The following is a 23,233-nucleotide window of genomic DNA, read 5'->3' as shown; positions in this document are numbered from 1 at the left end:
CATTTTGAAACCAATATTGATTATAAGGATTTTCTGAGCTGAATGATTTCCATCGCAACTCGAGCCGCGCCAGAAAAATCAGATTCTGTCTCTAATTGTTGCCGTTCCCTCTCTTTTTCCTTTATCATTAACAACTTTTGGTGTTTCAACACCTGATTAATGTAATCACTTAACTCTTGTTCACTCAGTTCTTCATTAACAGACATCATTTCGATGTTCGCGATAACCCGCCTAAGTTTATCGTCTGACAAAAAGTTCATAAACTGACTTGGATTGGGCTCCATTCCTTTTTCATAATATCCATATAAATAAGTAATAATCGCTTGATGCTCATCAATATTAAAAGAATGACCTGAAAGCCTCTCTTGCACTTTATAGGCTATATTAGGATCTCTCATCATGTGGTAAATTAATCTTCTTTCAGCATTGTGAAAGGCTGGTTTTAATGGTTCAATCTGCCTATTGGAGACAAATTTTTGTTTTTGTTCCGTAAAGGACTGTCCTTGTTTTTTTCTTTTCTGTGCAAAATAGAGCTGCTTCTGTTGCTCTTTTAAAGCATCCAAGGAAAGAGAAAACTCATTCGAAATCTGCCTTAAATAATGATCCCGCTCCACCGCCTTATCGAGCTGGCTAATTTCCCTTAATACTTCTTCGATATACTGCAAGCGATCTCCTTCGTTTTGCAGATCTTTTCCTCTTCTGAAGTACAATAGCTTAAAAGCCATGAAGGTCATGCTTGAACCGATGATTTCTTTTGTAAATCTATCTTCTCCGTATTTCTTAATATAATCATCCGGATCCAGACCATCAGGCATCATCGCAACCCTCACTTGGGAGCCAGCTTCACTCAACAAATTGGCTGCACGATAAGCCGCTTCAATTCCTGCATTATCAGAGTCATAGCAAACCGTTACCGATTCACTATTCCTCCTAATTAAAGCAACGTGATCACTTGTTAACGATGTTCCCATTGTAGCAACACCATTTTCAATTCCAGCTCTGTTTGCTGCGATACAATCGGCAAAACCTTCAAATAGTACAACCTGCTGTAATTTTCGCATGCTCGATCTTGCTAAGTGAAAATTATATAAAATTTTACTTTTATTAAAGATTGCTGTTTCGGGACTATTTAAATATTTAGGTTCTTCTGACCCCAATGATCTCCCTGAAAATGCAATCGTATTTCCCTTTTGGTCAAAAATAGGGAACATAATTCGATCGCGAAAACGATCAAAATAAGTTCCGTCCTTTTCTCGTTTAATAATGAGACCTGATTTTTCCAGTATAGAGGGTTCGAATTTTCTCTTTGTCAAAAATTTATAAACAAATTCCCATGAATTTAATGCATATCCGATTTGAAATTTCTCGATCGATTCTATTGTAAATCCTCGATTAAGCAGATATTCCAAAGCGTGCTGACCGTCTTTTGTATTCACCAGCAAATGATGATAAAATTTACGTATTAATTCATGAGCTTCAATCATTTGTTTTAATTCTTTTGAAAAAGAAGTCTCAGTCGTAGATGTAACCTGTGATGACGTAATATCTAACGCGATATTTGCTTTTTCAGCCAGTTTAATCGCCGCTTCAGGAAACGTGAGACTGTCAAGCTCCATAATAAACGAGAAAACATTTCCTCCTGCTCCACACCCAAAACAATGGTAAATTTGTTTATCTGGTGAAACGGAAAAGGATGGTGTGTTTTCACCATGGAATGGGCATAAACCCATGTAGTTACGCCCTTGTTTTTTTAGTTGCACATAGTCACTAATGAGGTCAACTATATCAACGGCTTGGCGAATTTCATTTATTTTGTCTTCCGGAATTCGCACTTGCATTGAAAACAACTCCATATATTGAATTTCGTAAGGTCATAACATGAAAAAAGAAATGTTCATCATAAGCTCAATGATGAGATATTCGGCAAAAATCAAAGAACCCCTTTAATTTTCGACAATAATTTAGTGAAATTTTTTTCAAAGCAGATTCGATCGTCCGTCGTGAATGGCTTCGGTCCCTTGCCATACTTCCCTTGTCTTCGTGCTTTAGCCGATAAATATCGCATATGCAGGGCAGCTTCAATATCTTTTTCATCATACAAGCTTCCGCGTGGGCTAAGGACAGAAACGTTTTTTGCCAATAGGGTTGAGGCTAAACCAATATCCTGTGTAACAGCTATGTCACCAGCATGAACATGATTCATGATAAACAAGTCTGCAGCCTCTTTATCTGAATCAACATAATGCCAGCTCCCGCCTAAAGTGTTATTTGTCATATGATTGTAGGAAGCAACAAAGGAAACAGCCACACCAAAATTCTGAGCAATTTCGACAATTTCCGCTTTTACCGGACAAGAATCGGCATCCACAATGACCTTTATATTTCCTAATGTACTATAAATTCTACATCACTCCACATATTCCTGCTTAAAATAGGAATAAGTTTTAAATCTTGAATTTGTCGAATTTTCTTTTGGTTCTGAACTTGACTTCTATTCATAATTAGTTTATTCGTTCGGAAGTAAGTCTAAACCTATAATAAACATTTTTATCACAATTTTTTATTATAGTATAAACAATAGTATTTTTCCATTATTTTTTCTTTCATAATAAAAAACTTTATTAAACAATATGATGGTTCAAACGATTTTTGACTCATTTCGTGTGAATCAAGGTTTCCCCCACCTTTTTGGGTTATGCTGAAAAAGTTCGGCTAAAGATCGAACACTGGCATATAACAAAGCCAATAAAAAAGAAAACTAGCACAAAATTTATGCACTAGTCACACTCACTTATTGAGATATTTTTCTTTTATAATACTGATTTAAAATGATATTTGCTGTTTCTTCCACAGCCTTGTTCGTCACATCAATGGTTTGGCAACCAATTTTGGAAACAATTTTCTCAAAGTATTCAAGTTCTTCGTTAATTCTCGTTAAGTTGGCATAGCTCGCTTGATCATTTAGTCCTAGGGAAATTAAACGCTCCCGTCTAATACTATTTAATTTTTCCGAGCCGATTTTTAATCCGAAGCATTTTTCAGACGAAGTTTGAAAAAGCTCCTCAGGTGGGTCGACTTCAGGAACTAACGGTACGTTAGCAACTTTGAGTCGTTTATGGGCTAAATATTGCGAGAGTGGCGTTTTCGATGTGCGCGAAACACCAACAAGGACGATATCAGCTTTCAAAATCCCTCTCGGATCTCTTCCGTCATCATACTTGACTGCAAACTCGATTGCCTCCACCTTTTTGAAATAGTCTTCATCGAGCTTTCTTACCAATCCTGGTTCAAAAAGCGGTTTTATCCCACTTGCTGCTTGAATTTCATCAATTAATGGCCCAATGATGTCACAGGCATAGATTTGCTCTTTCTTGCTCGCTTGCTTCATATAGTTGCGAATCTCTGGTTTTACCAACGTATAGGCAATCATTCCCTTGTCCATTTTCACAAGTGAGATAACTTCATCAATATCTTCAATATCTTCTACATATGGGAATCGTTTAATGGTGGTATTGCTACCATTAAATTGGCTGACTGCAGCCTTTGTTACAAGCTCTGCTGTCTCCCCAACAGAGTCAGATACAACATAGATGATTGGAACCTTTCCCATTTAAAAAACCATCCCCTCTGTCACTTTTTCGACTATGTTTTCCCTTATAGAGCTTTGTAGCTACAAAACAAAAGATGCTTTACACTCATTTTCAAGTCAATTTTCACAGATCAAGTTTTTGCATCCATTTTTTAAGGCCCCTGTTTCGATAAGCAATAGCAGTATATGTACAAATAACCATTTATTCATTATTGGCAAGGGCAACCAGCGCTTTTGTTAAATTCGTTTTCGTAACTCTGCCAATCACTTCAAATCCTTTATCTGTTTCTTTAACGACAGGTAAAGCATCAATTTGTTTATCAATTAATTTACTTGCTACATCAATTAACAAATCTTCTTTTACACACATCGTAATATTGGGCATCCTTGTCATTATAATATTAACCGGGAGAGTCGTTAATTCCTGCTTGCCAATACTTGCGCGAAGTAAATCTTTCCTAGACAGCACTCCAACTAAAAGATTTTTCTGATCTACCACAAATAGTGTTCCCACATCTTCGAGAAACATCGTTACGATCGCATCATATACAGAGATATTTTCATTGACAACGACCGGAATAGATTGATAGTCCTTTACATACAGTTTTTTGAGACTCTCAGTTAAAAGCTGCACCCCTGATTTCCCTGTATAAAAATAGCCGACCCTCGGTCTAGCATCTAAATAACCTGCCATCGTTAAAATGGCCAAATCTGGTCGCAGCGTAGCACGAGTTAAGCTTAACCGCTCAGCAATCTGCTCTCCAGTTATAGGACCATTTTCCTTCACGATTTCTAAAATTTGCTCTTGTCGTTTGTTCAGCTCTATTGTACTCACCACCTAATCAACCTAGTGAATAATGCTATACTTTATGACTATTATTATATACTACTTAAAGTTGTACTGAAAGTTTTTACTTAATGGACTATGCCAATATTCCGAAACTATCAGCAAGAGCCCGCTCATGTAGAGCAGGCTCTTACAAATAAAAAGACAATTGGATGAATTCTCCGACTTATACCGTTTTCTATTTCACGATTATTTCAGTAACATCAGCAAAACCTTTAATCACATTTGCTACTCTCGCTAATAAACTCAGTCTATTTGTTCTTAACTGTTCATTCTCAACCATAACCATTGTATGCTCAAAATAGTTGTTGATCGACGCCTTTAATGATACAAGTAATTGAAAATACTCTTCTTCCGTTACTTCAGTTTCTAGAGCATTCTCTACTGCAATCAACGCTGTATTCAGCTCGCTTTCCTGCTCATTTTCAAATAATGCTGAATCAACATTCACCAGCGTTTCCGCCTTTGCAGCAATATTTATCACCCTGCTCAGAGCTTCAATCGTTTCTTTAAAATCAGCATCCTCTTTATGAGCATTCAGTGTTTCTGCTTTACGCACCAGCACTGCTACACTTCCTATTTTTTGCGAAATAATAGCATCAATAACGTCATAGCGAATGCCCCGTTCCTGTAGAACGTACTTTAACCTAAGTTTAAAGAAAGCAATCAGTTCATTCTCTAAATCAGCTCTCGTCATCTTTGAAAATTGAGCTTCTTCAATCGAGTCAATTGCAAGCAAAATAAGTTTCTCAAGTTCGACATGCCAGTTTTTATTGATCAGTGTTTGCACGATTCCAGTCGCTTGCCTTCTTAATGCATACGGATCTTGAGAACCGCTTGGAATCAATCCGATTGCAAATGTAGATGCAACTGTATCTAATTTTTCAACAATTGCCAATGCCGCTCCTGGGTTCGATCCCGCTGTATCATCCTCCGCATTTCTAGGCATGTAATGCTCATTAATCGCTTTCGCGACTTCTTCCGCCTCGCCCTTTTGAATAGCGTATTTCTCACCCATAATCCCTTGAAGCTCAGGGAATTCGTACACCATATTCGTAACGAGATCAAATTTACTTATTTCTGCAGCACGATTCGTAATATTTTTTTCCTCATTTGAAAAATTCAATTCAAGTGTTAACTTATTAGCTAATCGTTTAACACGTTCTACCTTTTCAGCTAAAGTGCCAATTTCTTCATGATAAACAATCGTTTTAAACTTTTCTAAAGCCTTGTTAATCTCAAGTTTCTGGTCTTCCTTATAGAAAAATGCCGCATCGGCTAACCTTGCTCTTAGCACTTTCTCATTCCCTTTTGCGACGGTTTCGAGGTGCTGGTGATCACCGTTTCGAACTGTTACAAAAAAGGGAAGAAGCTTTCCGTCTGCTGACTTTACTGGGAAGTAACGTTGGTGTTCCTTCATTGATGTTATTAAGACCTCTTCCGGTAGTTCAAGATATTCTTCTGCAAACTTTCCGAAAAGAGCGGTTGGATACTCGACTAAATTATTTACCTCTTCCAGCAAATCCTCATCAATTGGAATAACCCAATTATTTTCTTCTTCTATTTTTTTCAATTGTGATACGATAGCTGCTTTTCTTTCCCCACTATCCGCAATTACATACTGTCCTAAAAGAGTAGTAACATACTCCTCCGGTGCAGGAACTTCTACCCTTTCCCCGAGAAAACGATGTCCCATTGTCCAATTGCTTGTTGCTACATTTGCGATTGTAAACGAAATAATCTCGCTGCCATACATAGCAACTAACCATTTGATCGGGCGAATATATTTCATATCCTCATTTGCCCAGCGCATATTTTTCGGAAAAGTTAAGCCGGTAATAATTTGCTTTAATTCAGGTAAAAGCGAACGGGTTTCTCCCCCTTTAATAAATTTTTCAACATGAGCATATTCAACGCCGCCGATTTCCTTAAAGTAAATATCATCAACACTCATTCCTTGTCCACGGGAAAAGCCAACAGCAGCTTTAGACCAATTACCATTTTCATCCATAGCAATTTTTTTAGCAGGTCCTTTCGCTTCTTCCTGAATATCCTGCTGCGACTCGGAAACTTCCTTCACGATGACTGCCAAGCGACGCGGCGTCGAGTATGAGTAGATTTCTCCAATCTCAATTTTTTGTTCGATAAACCATTTTTGAATTCTAGCAGTAAATTGCTCAATCGAACTTGTGACAAAACGTGCAGGCATTTCCTCTAAACCGATCTCAATTAATAAATCCTTACTCATGGCTCATGTCCTCCTTTGCCTGTAAAATCGGAAAGCCAAGCTTCTCCCTTTCCTCATAAAATGTTTTCGCGATTTTCCTTGCTAAATTGCGACAGCGGCCAATATATCCAGTTCGTTCAGTAACCGAGATAGCCCCTTTAGCATCTAACAGGTTAAAAGTATGGGAGCATTTTAACACATAATCATAAGCTGGATGAACAAGACCTTCATCCATCTGACGATGTGCTTCCTTCTCATAAATATTGAATAAATGAAAGAGCATTTCTGTGTCCGATGTTTCAAATGTATACTTAGAATGCTCGAACTCAGGCTGAAGGAAAATATCTCTCACCGTAAAACCTTCTGTCCATTCTAGATCAAAAACATTTTCCTTTTCTTGAATGTAGGAAGCTAAGCGCTCAATTCCATAAGTAATCTCAACGGAAACAGGCTTACATTCTAATCCACCAACTTGTTGAAAGTACGTAAACTGAGTAATTTCCATACCATCAAGCCATACCTCCCAGCCTAGACCAGCACAACCAAGTGATGGATTTTCCCAATTGTCCTCAACAAAACGAATATCATGCTCTAACGGATTAATTCCCAATGCCTTTAAAGAATCTAAGTAAAGCTCTTGAATATTATCTGGAGAAGGTTTCATAATTACCTGAAATTGATGGTGCTGATAAAGACGATTTGGATTTTCTCCGTAACGTCCATCTGCCGGTCGACGAGATGGTTCGACATAAGCAACATTCCAAGGTTCTGGGCCGATTGCACGCAGGAAAGTATATGGACTCATCGTACCGGCTCCTTTTTCGACATCATAGGCTTGCATGAGAATGCAGCCTTGATTAGACCAGTGCTTTTGCAGTGTTAAAATCATGTTTTGAATATTCATCGTTTCTTCCCTTCCTTCTCATTTTCTAGCATATAGAAACAAAAAAACTCCCGTTCCATATGCTTTTAGTAAGCATAGGGACGAGAGTTTACCCGCGGTTCCACCCTATTTGCTGCCACTGATGACAGCCACTTTCTAACGAACGCTCCGGAACGCCCTTCCTTAACGCCCTATCTCCTAGCTTACACCATCCTAGGATCGCTTTCATAGAGAAATGTTAAGTACTCTTTTCCTTCTTCGCGTATTGTAATTTCAATTATAATATCGAAAAACAAAAAAATTGTCAATTATTCATCACGTATAATCGCTGCTCATTAAAAACAAACCCCGTAATCCAACGAGAGGCAAAGAAACTCTTACAATTTTTCATAAGTTAAATGATGAAAAAGCAATATGAAAATGACTATAGCTAGTTTTTCTCATCCAATCCTTTAATTTGATCCATTTGTTTTAAAAATCGTTTTGTTTTTAAATTCAGGCCTGAGTACTCATCATAATAGGCAGATATAATCATTTTTAATTCTTTCTTTGTTTCCTCTTTAACGGAGATAGTTCCCAATCTTGAAATATCAATGAAATAAAATAACCGCAAAAGCTGTACGGTTGCTTTTGAAATCTTATAATGATACGGGTCTTTCTCAAGACACTGGTGACAAATAAAGCCTCCTTCTCGAATCGAAAAGGAGAACTCACCTTCGGTATTCCCACAAATGGAGCACTGATTAAGCACTGGATACAATCCAAGCATATTAAGGATTTTCATCTCATAAATATTCATTAATATCTCTGGATCGATGCCTTCGTTCATATAGTTTAGAGTTTGATAAAGAAGCTCAAACAGAAAAGGATTCGTTTTTTTCTCATCTGTAGCTTTGTCTGTTAAATCAATTATATAGCTTGCATAGGCGGTAAGAAAAATATCTTCCTTAATCCCTCTCATTGAGGAAAGAATATCCCCTTGTTGAAGATTTCCTAAACCTGAACCTTTCTTAATTAAGAAATATCCATATGTAAAAGGTTGGGTGACGGCCGCTAAGCGGCTGTTTGGCTTTTTCGCCCCTCCAGCCATCACACCAACCTTTCCCCATTCTCGGGTATATAAAGTGACAACCTTATTCGCTTCACCATAATGACTTGTTCGAATGACGATGCCCTCGCATTTTTGCAGCATCGACCATCACCATCCATCCTATAGCAGGACAAAACTAGAGATATGGAAACTTCTCTGCTAGCTCGTTGCTCTGATTTTCGGGTATTTCTTGATTTTCTTTCTCCAATTCCTTGTAGAGAAGATACGTGTCAATATTACCTGTCTCTGAAAAGATTCTCCAGGTAAAATCCAACATCAAAAACCCCACCTTTCAATTTTTCGACTAGCAATTACTATCCCAAATCCTTAACCTTATCATAGCCCTGACATCTAAATTTCATGTTACATAAATATTGTTAAAACGACCAATACATAGGGAAAGCTCCCGCTCACCTGCCAGTTTTTTTAGACAAGTAAATGTCTCGAAACAGGCATATTCTAATGGCTTCCATAATAATTTAGAAAAAAGAAGAATGTTAGTATTCATCCTCTCGAAAACCGAAATCACGAAGCTGAGTCATTTTATTGCGCCAATCTTTTTGTACCTTCACCCACAATTCCAGAAAAACCTTCGTCCCTAAAAGGTTCTCTATGTCAATTCGCGCTCTTTTTCCAATTTCTTTAAGCATGCTACCTTGCTTACCAATAATAATCCCTTTTTGCGAATCTCTTTCAACAATGACTGTAGCCATCACATGAACGACATCACTGTCTTCCCGACGTTCCATCTTCTCAATGACCACGGCTAGAGAATGAGGAATTTCCTCCCGTGTCAAATGGAGCGCTTTCTCTCTAATCAATTCTGAAACAATAAATCTTTCAGGGTGATCGGTTACTTGATCTGCTGGGTAAAACTGTGGACCTTCAGGCAAATACTTTTTAATTTGCTCAAGTAATGTTTCAACATTATTACCTTCTAGAGCAGAAATTGGGATCACTTCTGCAAATGGGTGCCTCTCTTTATAGGATTCAATTAACGTTAATAATTGATCAGGATGTATTTTGTCAATTTTATTAATCACTAGGAAAATAGGTGTCTTCACACTCTTAAATTTCTCAAGGATAAATTCTTCTCCTCGGCCATAACCCTCTTCAGCATTGACCATAAACAAAACGATATCAACTTCTTTGAGAGTGTTTTGAGCGACCTTCATCATAAAATCACCAAGCTTATGCTTTGGTTTATGAATTCCTGGCGTATCAATAAAAATGAGCTGGGCATCATTCGTTGTGAGCACACCTTGAACCTTATTTCTAGTTGTTTGCGGCTTATCACTCATAATGGCAATTTTTTGTCCAATCACTCGATTTAAAAATGTTGATTTTCCTACATTGGGACGTCCAATAATAGAAATAAATCCTGACTTATGTTGTCTAGTTTCTTCTACGTTAGTCATGCAAATCCTCCGGTGTAAATGCTCCAGGCAATAATTCTTCTATCGTTAGTTCTTTAATATCCCCTTTTAAGTTCGTTAAAACTACTTTCATATCTTTTGGGCACAATTCCGCAATTACTTGGCGACATGCACCGCATGGAGGGACAGGTCGGTCCGTATCTGCTACTACAGCAAGAACAGTAAAATTCCTAACCCCTTCAGAAACAGCTTTAAACAATGCTGTTCTTTCTGCACAGTTCGTCATGCTATATGCTGCATTTTCAATATTACAGCCATGATAGACCTTTCCATCGGCTGTAAGGAGGGCAGCTCCGACTTTAAATTTAGAGTATGGTACATACGCTTTATCCATTGCGATCTTTGCTTGTTCGATTAATTCTGCTTGATTCACCAATTACTACTTCCTTTCATAACGAAGACTACTACTTCCTATATTTTACCGTATTCTTGCCGAGATTTCATTAGTTGTTGCAAAATTGTAATAAAAGAATTTGAATTTTCTAAAAAATCAACCTTACGGGTAAAATATATGTGATGTTATTTTAGCGGTTTCTGAAGTCAGATGCAAAAAAGAAAAGCCAATTTTGAAAGTTCTCATGATAAAAGTGGATAAATGAGCAATTTAAATGCTGATTTTTCTCTATAGGTCATTTGTCGATCATCTTCAAAGCTGTTCGCTAGCTGATCTTCACCTAAACAATCTTCTTTCCAAAAATTTCATAAGCAAAATATCCAAATAATAAACCTATTCCAGCACCAATATTGATGGTGAATAATAAAGAGAGCGGAGAATACATGCTAATAATTGCACCAAGAGCAGAACCAAACATCATACCAAGTGGAATTAAACTGTCTAATAAATTTTGAGCATTTTTTGATTTCTTCTTACTCAAAGTACCTTTTTTATATTTGTGCTTCATTCTGACCACTACAAATATTGCAATCCCACCCACAATTATTAGAGGGAGTAAAATATTCCCGATTTCCAAAACGAATCCCACCTTAGCTCCCTCCTTTATTTTAATTGACTCCATCTTAACATAACTACTTGGTGAAAATTTGATTGTTAGTTAAATTCTTTCACAATCGTTCGTCTGCTTATAAATGCCAATATATTTGACAAATATCGGATCTTGTAAAAGTTTGTGCTTATGATTCCTTTATGAAACTAACTTTGCTCGGTTCCTCAAGAACTTTTTTTCTGCTAAGTAATCAAAAGAGCCTCCCTCGATATTCTTGGCCCGATAACTGTTTACGATCAATGGAGGACGTACCGTGCCAGAACTTGATACTCTATAAAAAAACCCATAGACAATACTTGCTTTGTCTACAGGTTTTCAACGCTCTCATCCAATTAGTTTTGGTAAAAATATAATCAATCCGATGATAATTGACAGTAAAGCATAGACCATGACTGCTCCAGCAGCAACGTCCTTCGCTTGTTTGGCCAATGGATGGTAGTCGTTCGTCGCCAGATCAACTAACCTTTCTAACGCTGTGTTGATTAGCTCTAACGAAATAACTCCGCCCACAGCGATTAATATGAATAACCATTCTAAAGCTGTGATCTTTAGAATAAATCCTGTTCCGATAACAAGAATAGAAATCAACACATGAATTCTCATATTTCTTTCTGTCATTATGGTATGCTTTATTCCCTCAAAGGCATAGTAAAAAGATTGGAGGACACCTTTCGCTTTGAAGGGGCGCTTACCTCTGTAATCCGTATTCATCTAAAATGACCCTTTGTCGAGCAAACATTTTTTTCTCGTCCTCTTCATTCTCGTGATCATATCCTAATAAATGAAGGAGGCCATGCACTGCAAGAAAGCCAATTTCCCGCTCAAAGCTATGGCCATATTCGCCTGCCTGCTCGTGTGCTTTTTTAATCGAAATAATGATATCTCCCAACACTCGAGGAAGTTCGTTTCCACTTACTTGAATTTCTCCTTCTCCGATCTCTTCTAAGGCAAAGGAAATCACATCTGTAGGATAATCTTTACCGCGGTACTCACGATTTATTTCTTGAATTCTTTCATTTGTCACAAATGTAACCGAAAGCTCACTCCCCGATTCCACCATTTCTTTGCTCGCTGCGAATTGTAATAAATCTTCAAGCTGTTCGGTCAGCTTCTCCCCTACTTCATTCGTTTCATCTAAAAAATCAATATTCAAACTCATGCTTGTTTCACCTTCTGTTTTGTCATTTCTGGATACTCGATGCGAGAATGGAAAATCCCTTTCAATGTTTCACATAACGTATTGGCTACTATTTCTAATTCCTTTAAAGTTAGATCACATTCATTTAATTGTCCATCCTGCAAGCGATCAGCAATAATATTACGCACTAAACCTTCAATTTGTTCAGGATTCGGACTTGCCATGGAACGGACAGCCGCTTCGACGCTATCAGCAATGCCTATGATAGCCGTTTCCTTCGTTTGGGCCTTTGGACCGGGATAACGATAATCCTTTTCTTCAACCTCCAATCCGTTCTCTTTTGCTTTATGGTAAAAGAATTTCAATAAAGTCGTACCATGGTGCTGTTCTGCGATGTCAACAATTTCCTTTGGAAGCTTATACTTACGTAAAATCTCCGCACCATCAGTTGCATGCGCAATAATTATATTCTTGCTCGTCTGCGGAGGCAAACGATCATGAGGATTTTCGATATTCATTTGATTTTCTATAAAGAATTGCGGTCTATTTGTCTTGCCAATATCATGATAATAACAGCCTACACGTGCTAAAAGTCCATTTGCCCCTATTGCTTCACAAGCTGATTCCGATAAATTCGCCACCATCACACTATGATGATAAGTACCAGGTGCCTCCGTCAATATTTTCCTTAATAATGGATGATTAGGATTTGACAGTTCAATTAATCGCATTGTCGATAAAATTCCGAAGCCCGCTTCAAAAAATGGTAAAAGCCCAATCGTTAATACTGCGGATGCAATCCCCGAAATAAATGCAGCTACAAAATAAAATGTGTACTCAAGTGCATTATAGTGAGCATTTTGCATAAACACTAATGCAAATATAACCATTAAATTAATTGAGGAAATAAACAAGCCCGCTTGCAAAATTTTCGATCTTTGATTTTGCTTACTTAAAAATAGGATGCCTGCAATTCCACTGCAAAGCAAGTAAATCCCCACATGAAAATTTAGCGCCGACGTCACTCCTTCATTGAAAATGATCGTCGCACAAAGAGAAATTGATACTGTCCATAAAATGGCAAGGCGCTCATCAATTAATATCTTTAATAGCATTGCACCCATCGCAACAGGAAATACATAACCTATTTCCGAGTATTCAAGCTGAATAAGGCTTATTCCCTTTAATAATACAATGGAGAAAATAAAAATAATGCTAAAAAGCAAAAGATAATTTTGCCTCGTTTCTCGCTTAAGCTTTAGTTCGTAAAAATAATAATATAAAGCTGCCAACAAAATAATAATAAACAAGCCAAGGCCGATAAATGGAAGAAATGACTTTTCACTATCCAACAAGCCAACAAGTTCTAACTGACGATAAATCTCCGGATTGATGAGCTGATTTTCTTCAACAATAATTTGCCCCTGCAAAATTTTCACAGGCTCCACACTTTCTCTTGCCTGTTGTCTTAGCTCCTGTGTTGCTTCGACATCATAAAATTCATTTTGCATGATGGCATAACGCCCAAGTTCAATAACAGCATTTTTTAAATTACTTTCTAAGTTCGTATATCTTAATTCATCTTCCACCCTTTTTTTAGCATTCTCAATTTCATCGGCGGGAATTTTATTTTTCATAATATTATTAATTGCTGTTATCGTTAAATCCTTGGCAATGGAGAGGTCTGCTGTCGATGCCGAAATGAGGGCTGTAAAAGTTGCGTCGGATACATCATTGGCAACGTCTTCCGTCAAATGCTCCTTTAGCATGCCAATCTTTTCGCTTGTCGTTACCGGTTGTGTTGGATCTCCTGCATCGTCAGTACTTTTATTTGCAGCGCCCTCTTCTGTTTCCGTATTATTTGGCGCCTCTAACTCCTTTTTTACAGCGATCGAAGAATCAAAAATCGAGGTAATGAGATCGACTCGGTTTTCGTTAATTTCTTTTTTTAGCACATAGACATCCGCTACTTGCTCTTCTGCAGCTTCACGCTTCCTTTCTGTGCTTTCTCGATCCGAGACCGTCACCGGCGACCGAATTGCTTCAGTTGCAACAGAAAAAAGGGTTAAATTCAGCTTTTCAGGCTTAACATTACTATACATGACGAGGTATAAAACAAAGCCCAAAATTAGGAACAGTGCTACTCTAAAGAATGAAATATCTAATAAATTGCGAATTTTGGCCAATTGTCGCTGAAATTTCTCCATTTTAAAACTTCCTCCTACATCGTCAAAGTAATGTCAGCAACAAATACTCACTCGTTTTTGATGCTTAAACAAATATCGCCTTATTTATATGTATATGGTTGTTATGAGCAAAAATAAACATGATTATTGTCATAAAATAGTTCCAAATGTATGGAATAGCCACTCACTTATGAAAATGATAACAGGTTTCCTTCCAAGTTTCACCTATATTTTCTAGTTTTCACGATGAAAAAAGCCGTTTGGAAGGTCCAAACGGCTTAGTAGTCAGCGATTTTAAGTTTCATATGCTTGGATAATTTTAGCAACTAACGGATGCCTTACAACATCAGATTGCTCAAGATGAACCATCCCAACTCCTTTTACATCCTGCAATCTTTTTTCTGCTTCTACGAGCCCTGATTGAACTCCTTTCGGGAGATCGATTTGTGTTTTATCACCTGTAATAACCATCTTTGATCCAAATCCAAGGCGAGTTAAAAACATTTTCATTTGTGCATTTGTCGTATTTTGAGCTTCATCCAATATGACATACGCATCATCAAGTGTTCTCCCCCGCATATAGGCCAAGGGAGCAATTTCTATCGTTCCTCTGTCAATCATTCTTCCTGTATGTTCAGTCCCTAAAATATCATGTAAGGCATCATATAACGGTCTTAAATAAGGATCTACCTTTTCTTTCAAATCGCCTGGTAAAAAACCAAGGCTTTCACCCGCCTCAACAGCAGGACGGGTAAGAATAATTCGCTTCACACTGCCATTTTTTAAAGCATGAATCGCCATCACAACCGCTAAATATGTTTTCCCTGTTCCCGCAGGTCCAATCCCAAAAACAAGATCATGCTTTTTCATCGCTGCAATATACTGCTGCTGCCCAAGGGTTTTAACACGGATTGATTTACCCTTTGCATTTTTTGTAATTTCTTCTTCATAAATATCCTTAAAATAATTAAGCGTTCCCTTTTTTGCCATTTGAATAGCGTACATGACATCGCGACCGGAAATGTTGATTCCCTTGCGAATGACATAGAGCAGCTGTTCAATGATGTGAGAGAAGAGCTCTACATTATTTTCATTCCCAGAGACATGAACCGTTTCGCCTCTAGTAATAATTGATACGTTTAACTCAGCTTCCAAAATTTTAATATTCGCGTCCGAATTACCGAGTAAAGAAACCGCTTCATTTGGGTCTTCTAATTGTACTTTAATAGTTGTTAATTCTTCTGTCATTCCGACTCTCCTTGAATGATGGGATATGATTTTGCAATATTCTCGATCACTTGGAAATGCATTGATAAATATACTTTACCATTCTGGATTGTTTGGCGCAAAACTTTTTCTCCCTTAATAGTAGCATCTTCAGGTAAGCCATTTTTTATATCTGTTCTTGCCATTTCTTTCGCTGCTTCAATTGCCTCGTTCTCTTTGTATAGTCTTGTTATATGTTCACTCTCTCGAAACGTATCCTCAATATAAGTTATTGGCAATTCCCATTTTAAAAATTTAAATTTTTTCTCTTTCTTTTCTTTTTCAAATGTCTTATAGCCATGGTCTTTAAAACCCCAAATCGGAATGGAGAAATCCGCAATTTTTAGATAATGCTTCCTTAGTTCATTGCCATTAAACACTTGAAAGCTGCTTTTTAAAGGTAAAATCACTTCAGATTTGTACCAAATTTCACCATATACTTTCCCCTTGGCTGAAACAGACTTTGTTTGTCCTTCCTTCCCAATTTGTCCTGATACTAAAAGCTGTCCAGGTTTCACGTGATCATGGATATCGACTTTTGGCTGTCCTTCTTCAATAAACATATCCACAATTACCGCTTTTTTTGCTGCTACTAAATTTTGTGGCCCGAGTTTTTCAGGCTCCTCCGGAACATTTTTTTCGACCACTTGAAAATGATAGGTTGTCCCCTGCAACTCGACACCAACCCATGTAACCTCTTCAACCGCATTCATTATAGCTCGCTGAATACCTTCCGGTTCCTCAACGAAGAACTGTAATTGCCCTTTTTTTAGTCCAATGGCATCCAATTCCTTCCTAATTTTATGCTCTGTAGCCGGATCAGCCCCATTTATTTCGATGCCCCAGATCATATTCGATAAAAGGAAAAGTACCGTTAAAAAAAGAACTGCACCGACAAAAAAACCACTGTTCTTAAAGAGACGTCGAATTAAAAACGGAAGGCCTGTCCTCTTTAAAAATTTCACCTTACATCCTGAATTCCTTACTGCCTGCTTCAGCTCTTTCATATCTTTCAATGACATTTTAAAGGTCATTGTCTCTAATCCATGCTTTTTAACGTCCCAAATTAAAACTCCATTCCTTGTAAGACGATTAATGAACCTTTCTAAACCGGTTCCCGTTGCTTTTACAGTAACAATTCCCCAATAAAAATAGATCCAATGATTTCTCATATCTTTGCCTCCCGCACTTCTTTTTAACAGAAAGGAAATCACCTAGAGAGATTTCCTTTCCCCATTTTTCTCAACCATTTATTCCTTCAAAAAGACAACTTGATCAATTTTTCCTTCCAGAAGGATCTCTTCCGGAAGAATCGTTTTTATAACAAATGCCTTTCCCTTTACTAATAATTGCCCATGCTTTAAAAGCAGTCTAACTTCCTTGTCAGAAAATGCTATTAATCCCCGGTGGTTCTCAATGTATATATGAATTTGACCGATCATCGTTATTCGGGGTAGGTCCATCATGACATCTTGAGGAAGCTCCATTTGCGTTGTCATCCAGCTTTTTATGCGATGTCCCCACTTTTTTGCCATAAAAAAAGAACCCCCTTTCATCTCATATTTATGAGATGAAAGGGGGTTCTAGCACTTCTTTTTATCGCGAGCGAAAGTTCATGGAGCGATGAGGCTTTTTCGCTCTTGGAGGACCAAGTATTTCAGACCAAATAATAGCATCTGCCAGTTTTTCTCCTTCAACTTTGAAAGTACGGCTGCTTTTGGAAACACTATCCATCAATGGATGTGATTGTCCATTTATACGACTTTGTGTATTCATTCTACTTACTTTTTCAGCATACTGCTCCTGCTGTTTTTTCAAAGCGGCAATTTTTGCCTCTGCCTCTTTTTTTGTATCCACATATTCATTATAAATCGGCTTGGCTGGAGCCTCTTCTACAAGCTCTCTAAATACCTCTGCCATCGGATTCGAAGGAGGAGGGTTTTCAGTACTTGTCGTTGAAGCTTGCCTTGTAGGTCTCTTATTCGTTGGCTGTTCTTTGTTTGTCTTAAACATCGACGAAATGATCCCTAAAAGGATAATGAGTATAAAAGGGTTTTCTAATAAGAATTGCAAGAGAGGCTACCTCCCTTCTTTAATTAGGAGCCGTTTTATCTTTCTGGCACTTCATCTAGTCGTTCTTTTTCCCTTTTTCGTCATCCGTTATTTTACCGATCGAATCTCTCATATCCGTATCTGCTGAAATATTTTGGATGTTCATGTAGTCCATTACACCGATGTTTCCAGATTTAAGCGCTTCTGCCATCGCAAGTGGTACAGTTGCTTCGGCTTCGACCACTTTTGCTCTCATTTCTTCGACACGCGCCTTCATTTCTTGCTCCTGGGCTACCGCCATTGCACGACGTTCTTCTGCCTTTGCTTGAGCAATTTTCTTATCCGCTTCAGCTTGCTCTGTTTGTAACTCAGCTCCGATATTTTTACCGATATCAACATCCGCAATATCAATCGAAAGAATTTCAAAGGCTGTTCCAGAATCTAAACCTTTTGATAATACAGTTTGAGAAATCATATCTGGATTTTCTAAAACCTTCTTATGGTCGTCTGAGGAACCAATTGTTGAGACAATTCCCTCACCAACACGGGCTATAACAGTTTCTTCACCCGCACCACCGACAAGACGCTCAATATTCGCACGAACGGTGATTCTCGCCTTTGCTTTCACTTCAATCCCATCCATCGCCACACCGGCAATAAAAGGAGTTTCAATTACTTTCGGATTTACACTCATTTGGACAGCCTCTAAAACGTCACGTCCAGCCAAGTCAATCGCAGCACAGCGTTCAAAAGAAAGCTCAATATTCGCTCTTTGTGCTGCAATTAATGCATTTACAACTCTATCAACATTTCCTCCAGCTAAATAATGACTCTCCAGCTGGTTCGTTGTCACATCGATCCCCGCTTTATGAGCTTTAATTAGCGGATTAATTACCCGGCTTGGAATTACTCTTCTTAATCTCATACCAATAAGAGTAAAGATACTGACCTTTACACCTGCTGCAAGTGCTGAAATCCACAGCATTACTGGTACAAATGTTAGTAGCACGGCAATCAGGATAATACCGATTACTACTGCCACTAATAAAAAAATCGTTGGTGCATCAATAGGCATATTGTTTCCTCCTTAAAGCTATTCTTTATTTAAATTTGGTATTTCTCGAACAACAATTCTTGCTCCTTCTACTTTGACAATTTTAACATTTTTATTTTTTTCAATGAATGCCCCTTCACTAACTACATCAAGGCGTTCATCTTCAACTACTACGGTCCCAGATGGTCGCAATGCAGTTAGCGTTTGACCAACAAGACCGACAAGCTCTGTTCTCGTTTCATTTGATACATAACCGCTCTCCGTATTTGTTGAATCTGTTAAAACAAGCTTCTTAAATATTTTCATCTTTTTACCAAACACCTTTATCATTAAGATAGAAGCTAAAATTGATACACCAATGGCGATTAGTAAAGAGATTCCCATGTAAACCACATTATCAGTGGCCAGGAATAAACTCGCCAATATGGAAATAAACCCAATTATTCCTGCTACCCCACCCGGAAGGAAAAACTCCAGGATGATAAGTCCTATCCCAAGAACGAATAAAATCAGCGTCTCATAACCTGCTAGACCTGCCACTAAATGACCGTAAAAGAACAGTAAGAGGGCAGAAATCCCCATAAAACCTGGGATACCAAAACCAGGTGAATACAGTTCTAATATAAGCCCTAGACTCCCTACAGAAAGTAAAATAGGGATGACGACAGGATTCGTAATAAATCTTGCCAATTTCTCAGCGAAACTTTCTTCAATAGTACGAATTTCTGCGTTTGGGTATCCAATCTTCACTAAAACTTCATCAATTGAGGCGACAGTACCTTCTGAATATCCGACCTCAAATGCCTGGTCAGACGTAAGTGTTAAAAGCTTTCCTTTCGGAGAGCCAAGCTCAGGTAAATCGACATCCGTGTCTGCCATTGCTAGCGCGTAAATCGGATCGCGACCGTTTTGTTCAGCTGCTCCTTTCATCGCACTCAGCCAATAGGATTGGGCTTTTTGATCGGCTGCATTCCCTTCTGAATCAATAATTGCTGCAGCCCCCATCGTTGCTCCAGGTACCATATATATCTCATCTGTGTTTAATGAAATAAAGGCCCCTGCAGACAAGGCATCTTTATTAATAAATGAGACCGTTTTAAGAGATGTTGACGTAAATAATTTCCCAATTTCCCCTGCTGCATCAACCGCACCACCAGGTGTATTTATTTCAAAAATAATCGCTTTCGCATTTTCCTTCTCCGCAGTTTCTACTCCCCGCTTTAAGAAAGATGACAAGCCTTTCTCAACAGAATTTTCGATCGGTACAACGTAAACTACATCATTGTCAGCTTTCCCGTGAAATGGCAGTGATAGGATGATGAGGGCTGCTAGAAAAGAAAGGAGCGTAACTACCCTTCTGAGCCTCAAATGGCTTTGCACAATCTTCCCCCCTCTCATATATAACGATAGTAATCAATACGGATGAAAGCATGAAAAGGTTTCAAAAATTCGTTACTTTTCTCTTTATACTCTACCACAATTAGGTCAAATAGTTTAATCAATTGCGCCCATTTAACGAAATATCTCTTAAACTAAGTAACAATATATCTCAGGTATGGAACAAATGCAAAAGCAAATAGGAGCTATTGTCTATTGATCGGGCCAAGACTGCACTTTTGGACTGTAAAAACTTATATGAAGTGGCAAACAATTTGCGCGGATAAGTCAACGAGAATTTGCGGCGGTCAAACATTCATTTAAATCGTTCGTACTATGCTAAATTCAAGCGAAGAGCGTAAAAAGACCATAGAGCACGGGCCCTACGGTCTTTAATACGCTTATGAAAGGTGTTGTTGTACAAGTTTATTAACAAGTGATCCATCTGCTTTGCCTTTTACCTTCGGCATAATCGCAGCCATCACTTTTCCCATTTCAGCTTTTGAAGTAGCACCTACTTCTGCAACTGTCTCTTGGACAATTTTAGAAATTTCCTCTTCAGATAGCTGCTTAGGCATATATTCTTCCACATACTGCAACTCAGTACGAATTTTTTCAACTAGGTCCTCGCGGCCTGCTTTGTCAAATTCATGGAGGGAATCCTTGCGTTGTTTTACTTCACGAGAAAGGACTGTTAACTCTTCATCCTCGGATAACTCGTGACCAAGCTTAATCGCTTCATTTTGCAAAGAAGCCTTGACCATCCGAATAACGGAGAGTTTGTCTTTTTCTTTGTTTTTCATCGCCTGCTTCATATCCTGATTCAAACGCTCGAGAAGACTCATTACTTACACCCTCTCTTACCACTTACGTTTTCTTGCAGCTTCAGACTTTTTCTTACGCTTTACGCTAGGTTTTTCGTAGAATTCACGCTTTCTAGCTTCTTGTATAGTACCCGATTTAGATACAGTACGTTTAAAACGACGAAGAGCATCTTCAAGTGATTCGTTTTTACGAACAACAGTTTTAGACATTCTCTTTCCCTCCCTCCGAACACAACACACTTACACTACATGAAACCATGTACTTTGCAATTATAATATAATGACGGGGCAAGGTCAACAGTATTCGCTCCTATTACCACACGACTCCTATTTTAACCTTTGTTGAAAAAGCTAATTGTCGTATTTTGTTGTAATTAGTATCATTATAAATTCCTCATTACAAGAAATATAGGCATGCTTGTCTTCTTCACGCCATAGAGTTTATGGAAAGGGTGATAAGCTTGTTTAATATTTTGGTATTTATCTTTTTTATTATCTTGTTTCTCATTGGGATGACTGTTTTAAGAACAGGCTTGTTTAATGCATCTGCCTCCTCTTCAAAACAATGGTTAATTAAACTTACCAATACCCCCTTTAGGGGAATGCTTGTTGGAACTGTTGTTACTGGGATCCTGCAATCAAGTTCAGCCGTTATGGTAATGACAATTGGCCTTATTGGAGCAAAAATGCTCACCTTTAAGCAGTCAATCGGCATTATTTTAGGAACGAATATAGGCACGACTTTTACAACTGAATTCATTACTTTCAACATCAATTCCGCCATAGTTCCGATTGCGATAGCAGGAGCGATTCTCGCATTAGTGAAAAAAACGATCCTTAAAAGCATTGGATTCGTTTTACTTGGATTGGCCCTCATTTTTTCAGCTATGAATGGATTTGAACTTATTGCTACACCAATTGCCGCATTGCCATGGATAAACGAGTATACTTCAATGCTTAATCAAAATCACTTTGCGAGCATCGTTGCAGGAATGATCATAACCATGATTATTCAATCAAGCACGGCAACAACTGGGATTGCAATGGGATTTTTAAGCAGCGCTGTAATCGGAATTGATGCTGGAATTGCCATAATGCTAGGAGCCAATATTGGTACCTGCATTACTGCCCTTCTTGCCAGCATTGGCGGAGGTAATGAATCAAAGCTCTGTGCCTATGCCCATATATGGTTGAATCTTCTTGGAGTGATATTGTTCTATCCATTTATTCCTTACTTATCAAAACTCGCTCAAATACTTGCAACACAGCCAGATGTCCAATTAGCTCATATTAGTTTGATCTTTAACTGCATTTCATCCATTATCGCTCTACCTTTTGCTAACAAAATAGCCGACATAATGTTGAAATTTTATCAGAAATAAAAAAGATTGAGTGAATCCGCTCAATCTTTTTTTAAGGCTTTGCTGTATGTCCTTGTTCATTATTGGCTCATTTTCTCTCTTATTCCATGAGACCAAGAGTTCACATGAAATGAAGAAATAATCAATTTCTCAAAATATTGTTAGAACCTAGCATAATTCGACTCTGTTAATAATCGGAGTTTGAAGCTAATCCTTGTACAATTGCAATGCCAGAGCTTGCACCAATTCTTGTCGCCCCAGCGTCAATCATATTTTTTGCGTCATCGGCACTTCTTACTCCTCCAGATGCTTTTACGCCAATATTCGGTCCAACAACTTTTCTCATAAGGCGAATATCTTCAATCGTTGCTCCTCCCGTGGAAAACCCGGTTGATGTTTTCACAAAATCTGCACCAGCTTTGACAGATAATTCACAAGCAGTTACTTTTTCTTCTTCAGCAAGTAGAGATGTTTCAATAATTACTTTAGTAAGTGCCTTACCTTTAGCCGCTTCTACAACCGCACGAATATCCGCTTCTACTAAATCAGTATCACCACTCTTTAAAGCACCGATATTAATTACCATATCCACTTCTGTTGCCCCGTTATCAATCGCATTCTTCGTTTCAAATGCTTTTGTTTCGGAAGTAGCTGCCCCTAACGGAAAGCCAATCACTGTACAAACCTTGACATCGGTACCATCAAGAATTGCACTTGCATAGCGGACCCATGCAGGGTTCACACAAACAGAAGCAAATCCATATTCCTTTGCTTCCAAGCAAAGTTTTTCAATTTGCTCTTCTTTCGCATCCGCTTTTAATAATGTATGATCAATATAGTTGGCAATGGTATGTTCCATTTTTTCAAGCCCCTTTCCAATAACATTAAGTTGTACGTAC

24 protein-coding genes and 1 other annotated feature are annotated in these 23,233 nt (G+C 38.1%); of the genes, 1 reads left to right on the top strand and 23 read right to left on the bottom strand.

The features are described 5' to 3' along the window. Positions 1-20: 20 nt before the first annotated feature. From dnaG to rpsU, 22 genes are all read right to left on the bottom strand, one after another. Entirely contained in the window at positions 21-1,838 is a 1,818-nt protein-coding gene (gene dnaG / locus NST02_RS09510) for a DNA primase (RefSeq protein WP_095306851.1), read from the bottom strand. A gap of 92 nt (positions 1,839-1,930) precedes the next feature. Then, positions 1,931-2,368 (bottom strand): YaiI/YqxD family protein, encoded by a 438-nt coding sequence (locus NST02_RS09505; RefSeq protein WP_095306852.1) that lies wholly within the window; start codon positions 2,366-2,368, stop codon positions 1,931-1,933. Positions 2,369-2,791: 423 nt separating this feature from the next. Next, a complete protein-coding gene (locus NST02_RS09500; RefSeq protein WP_095306853.1) occupies positions 2,792-3,610 on the bottom strand; it encodes a pyruvate, water dikinase regulatory protein in 819 nt (272 codons plus the stop codon). A gap of 181 nt (positions 3,611-3,791) precedes the next feature. Further along, positions 3,792-4,427, bottom strand: coding sequence for a helix-turn-helix transcriptional regulator (locus NST02_RS09495; RefSeq protein ID WP_095306854.1), 636 nt, complete (start codon positions 4,425-4,427; stop codon positions 3,792-3,794). A 187-nt stretch (positions 4,428-4,614) separates the two neighbouring features. Then, positions 4,615-6,684 carry a glycine--tRNA ligase subunit beta gene (gene glyS / locus NST02_RS09490; protein ID WP_095306855.1) on the bottom strand — a complete coding sequence of 690 codons (2,070 nt, stop codon included), beginning with the start codon at positions 6,682-6,684 and terminating at the stop codon, positions 4,615-4,617. After that, positions 6,677-7,567 (bottom strand): glycine--tRNA ligase subunit alpha, encoded by an 891-nt coding sequence (glyQ, locus tag NST02_RS09485; protein ID WP_095306856.1) that lies wholly within the window; start codon positions 7,565-7,567, stop codon positions 6,677-6,679. Before glyQ ends, glyS begins: the two co-directional genes overlap by 8 nt. Before the next feature lie 73 nt (positions 7,568-7,640). Continuing rightward, positions 7,641-7,814: a binding site (T-box leader), on the bottom strand. A gap of 162 nt (positions 7,815-7,976) precedes the next feature. Continuing rightward, the gene (gene recO / locus NST02_RS09480) at positions 7,977-8,738 is read right to left on the bottom strand and encodes a DNA repair protein RecO (protein WP_340948806.1); all 762 of its coding nucleotides are present in this window, start codon (positions 8,736-8,738) and stop codon (positions 7,977-7,979) included. A gap of 34 nt (positions 8,739-8,772) precedes the next feature. Beyond that, a complete protein-coding gene (locus NST02_RS09475) occupies positions 8,773-8,913 on the bottom strand; it encodes a YqzL family protein (protein ID WP_019154550.1) in 141 nt (46 codons plus the stop codon). 220 nt (positions 8,914-9,133) lie between these two features. Further along, on the bottom strand, positions 9,134-10,054 hold the full coding sequence (gene era / locus NST02_RS09470) for a GTPase Era (protein WP_095306858.1): 921 nt from the start codon (positions 10,052-10,054) through the stop codon (positions 9,134-9,136). Continuing rightward, on the bottom strand, positions 10,047-10,445 hold the full coding sequence (locus tag NST02_RS09465; RefSeq protein ID WP_095307115.1) for a cytidine deaminase: 399 nt from the start codon (positions 10,443-10,445) through the stop codon (positions 10,047-10,049). Before NST02_RS09465 ends, era begins: the two co-directional genes overlap by 8 nt. Positions 10,446-10,746: 301 nt before the next feature. Further along, positions 10,747-11,088: a hypothetical protein gene (locus NST02_RS09460; protein ID WP_373315018.1), complete on the bottom strand. Its 342-nt coding sequence runs from the start codon at positions 11,086-11,088 to the stop codon at positions 10,747-10,749. A gap of 312 nt (positions 11,089-11,400) precedes the next feature. Further along, positions 11,401-11,787 (bottom strand): diacylglycerol kinase family protein, encoded by a 387-nt coding sequence (locus NST02_RS09455; protein ID WP_137743853.1) that lies wholly within the window; start codon positions 11,785-11,787, stop codon positions 11,401-11,403. Beyond that, positions 11,765-12,235, bottom strand: a complete 471-nt coding sequence (gene ybeY / locus NST02_RS09450; RefSeq protein ID WP_095306860.1) for an rRNA maturation RNase YbeY — start codon at positions 12,233-12,235, stop codon at positions 11,765-11,767. The genes NST02_RS09455 and ybeY overlap by 23 nt, the downstream gene beginning before the upstream one ends. Then, entirely contained in the window at positions 12,232-14,421 is a 2,190-nt protein-coding gene (locus NST02_RS09445) for an HD family phosphohydrolase (RefSeq protein ID WP_095306861.1), read from the bottom strand. The genes ybeY and NST02_RS09445 overlap by 4 nt, the downstream gene beginning before the upstream one ends. Before the next feature lie 273 nt (positions 14,422-14,694). Next, complete coding sequence (locus NST02_RS09440; protein WP_095306862.1) at positions 14,695-15,648, bottom strand: PhoH family protein; 954 nt, start codon at positions 15,646-15,648, stop codon at positions 14,695-14,697. Beyond that, a complete protein-coding gene (gene yqfD / locus NST02_RS09435; RefSeq protein ID WP_095306863.1) occupies positions 15,645-16,838 on the bottom strand; it encodes a sporulation protein YqfD in 1,194 nt (397 codons plus the stop codon). Before yqfD ends, NST02_RS09440 begins: the two co-directional genes overlap by 4 nt. 78 nt (positions 16,839-16,916) lie before the next feature. Further along, positions 16,917-17,201: a sporulation protein YqfC gene (gene yqfC, locus NST02_RS09430; RefSeq protein WP_095306864.1), complete on the bottom strand. Its 285-nt coding sequence runs from the start codon at positions 17,199-17,201 to the stop codon at positions 16,917-16,919. A gap of 61 nt (positions 17,202-17,262) precedes the next feature. Further along, positions 17,263-17,739 carry a hypothetical protein gene (locus tag NST02_RS09425; protein WP_095306865.1) on the bottom strand — a complete coding sequence of 159 codons (477 nt, stop codon included), beginning with the start codon at positions 17,737-17,739 and terminating at the stop codon, positions 17,263-17,265. 55 nt (positions 17,740-17,794) lie between these two features. After that, the gene (floA, locus tag NST02_RS09420; protein ID WP_095306866.1) at positions 17,795-18,793 is read right to left on the bottom strand and encodes a flotillin-like protein FloA; all 999 of its coding nucleotides are present in this window, start codon (positions 18,791-18,793) and stop codon (positions 17,795-17,797) included. A gap of 18 nt (positions 18,794-18,811) precedes the next feature. Further along, entirely contained in the window at positions 18,812-20,170 is a 1,359-nt protein-coding gene (locus NST02_RS09415; RefSeq protein WP_170211300.1) for an NfeD family protein, read from the bottom strand. Between the two features lie 380 nt (positions 20,171-20,550). Continuing rightward, the gene (locus NST02_RS09410; protein ID WP_095306868.1) at positions 20,551-20,994 is read right to left on the bottom strand and encodes a GatB/YqeY domain-containing protein; all 444 of its coding nucleotides are present in this window, start codon (positions 20,992-20,994) and stop codon (positions 20,551-20,553) included. 15 nt (positions 20,995-21,009) lie between these two features. Beyond that, on the bottom strand, positions 21,010-21,183 hold the full coding sequence (gene rpsU, locus NST02_RS09405) for a 30S ribosomal protein S21 (protein ID WP_019154564.1): 174 nt from the start codon (positions 21,181-21,183) through the stop codon (positions 21,010-21,012). 242 nt (positions 21,184-21,425) lie between these two features. Here rpsU and NST02_RS09400 point away from each other — a divergent pair, with 242 nt between their 5' ends. Continuing rightward, on the top strand, positions 21,426-22,355 hold the full coding sequence (locus tag NST02_RS09400; protein ID WP_408014798.1) for a Na/Pi symporter: 930 nt from the start codon (positions 21,426-21,428) through the stop codon (positions 22,353-22,355). Positions 22,356-22,521: 166 nt separating this feature from the next. Here the strand turns inward: NST02_RS09400 and deoC are convergent, their stop codons facing one another. Further along, positions 22,522-23,193 (bottom strand): deoxyribose-phosphate aldolase, encoded by a 672-nt coding sequence (deoC, locus tag NST02_RS09395; RefSeq protein ID WP_095306870.1) that lies wholly within the window; start codon positions 23,191-23,193, stop codon positions 22,522-22,524. Positions 23,194-23,233 lie beyond the last annotated feature (40 nt).

The organism is Robertmurraya sp. FSL W8-0741, assembly GCF_038004005.1.
GTDB classification, from domain to species: domain Bacteria; phylum Bacillota; class Bacilli; order Bacillales; family Cytobacillaceae; genus Robertmurraya; species Robertmurraya siralis.
Note: the sequence above shows the minus strand (reverse complement) of the source record. Positions and strands in the feature narration are given on the sequence as shown.

Coding starts and splice junctions, on each gene's coding strand:
- NST02_RS09475 (WP_019154550.1), bottom strand. CDS start 8,913: ATGTTGGATTTTACCTGGAGAATCTTTTCAGAGACAGGTAATATTGAC.
- yqfC (WP_095306864.1), bottom strand. CDS start 17,201: ATGGCAAAAAAGTGGGGACATCGCATAAAAAGCTGGATGACAACGCAA.
- yqfD (WP_095306863.1), bottom strand. CDS start 16,838: ATGAGAAATCATTGGATCTATTTTTATTGGGGAATTGTTACTGTAAAA.
- floA (WP_095306866.1), bottom strand. CDS start 18,793: ATGCCTATTGATGCACCAACGATTTTTTTATTAGTGGCAGTAGTAATC.
- NST02_RS09500 (WP_095306853.1), bottom strand. CDS start 3,610: ATGGGAAAGGTTCCAATCATCTATGTTGTATCTGACTCTGTTGGGGAG.
- recO (WP_340948806.1), bottom strand. CDS start 8,738: ATGCTGCAAAAATGCGAGGGCATCGTCATTCGAACAAGTCATTATGGT.
- NST02_RS09440 (WP_095306862.1), bottom strand. CDS start 15,648: ATGACAGAAGAATTAACAACTATTAAAGTACAATTAGAAGACCCAAAT.
- deoC (WP_095306870.1), bottom strand. CDS start 23,193: ATGGAACATACCATTGCCAACTATATTGATCATACATTATTAAAAGCG.
- glyQ (WP_095306856.1), bottom strand. CDS start 7,567: ATGAATATTCAAAACATGATTTTAACACTGCAAAAGCACTGGTCTAAT.
- rpsU (WP_019154564.1), bottom strand. CDS start 21,183: ATGTCTAAAACTGTTGTTCGTAAAAACGAATCACTTGAAGATGCTCTT.
- NST02_RS09460 (WP_373315018.1), bottom strand. CDS start 11,088: ATGGAGTCAATTAAAATAAAGGAGGGAGCTAAGGTGGGATTCGTTTTG.
- NST02_RS09455 (WP_137743853.1), bottom strand. CDS start 11,787: ATGAATACGGATTACAGAGGTAAGCGCCCCTTCAAAGCGAAAGGTGTC.
- NST02_RS09445 (WP_095306861.1), bottom strand. CDS start 14,421: ATGGAGAAATTTCAGCGACAATTGGCCAAAATTCGCAATTTATTAGAT.
- NST02_RS09415 (WP_170211300.1), bottom strand. CDS start 20,170: ATGAGAGGGGGGAAGATTGTGCAAAGCCATTTGAGGCTCAGAAGGGTA.
- glyS (WP_095306855.1), bottom strand. CDS start 6,684: ATGAGTAAGGATTTATTAATTGAGATCGGTTTAGAGGAAATGCCTGCA.
- NST02_RS09410 (WP_095306868.1), bottom strand. CDS start 20,994: ATGAGTCTTCTCGAGCGTTTGAATCAGGATATGAAGCAGGCGATGAAA.
- ybeY (WP_095306860.1), bottom strand. CDS start 12,235: ATGAGTTTGAATATTGATTTTTTAGATGAAACGAATGAAGTAGGGGAG.
- dnaG (WP_095306851.1), bottom strand. CDS start 1,838: ATGCAAGTGCGAATTCCGGAAGACAAAATAAATGAAATTCGCCAAGCC.
- era (WP_095306858.1), bottom strand. CDS start 10,054: ATGACTAACGTAGAAGAAACTAGACAACATAAGTCAGGATTTATTTCT.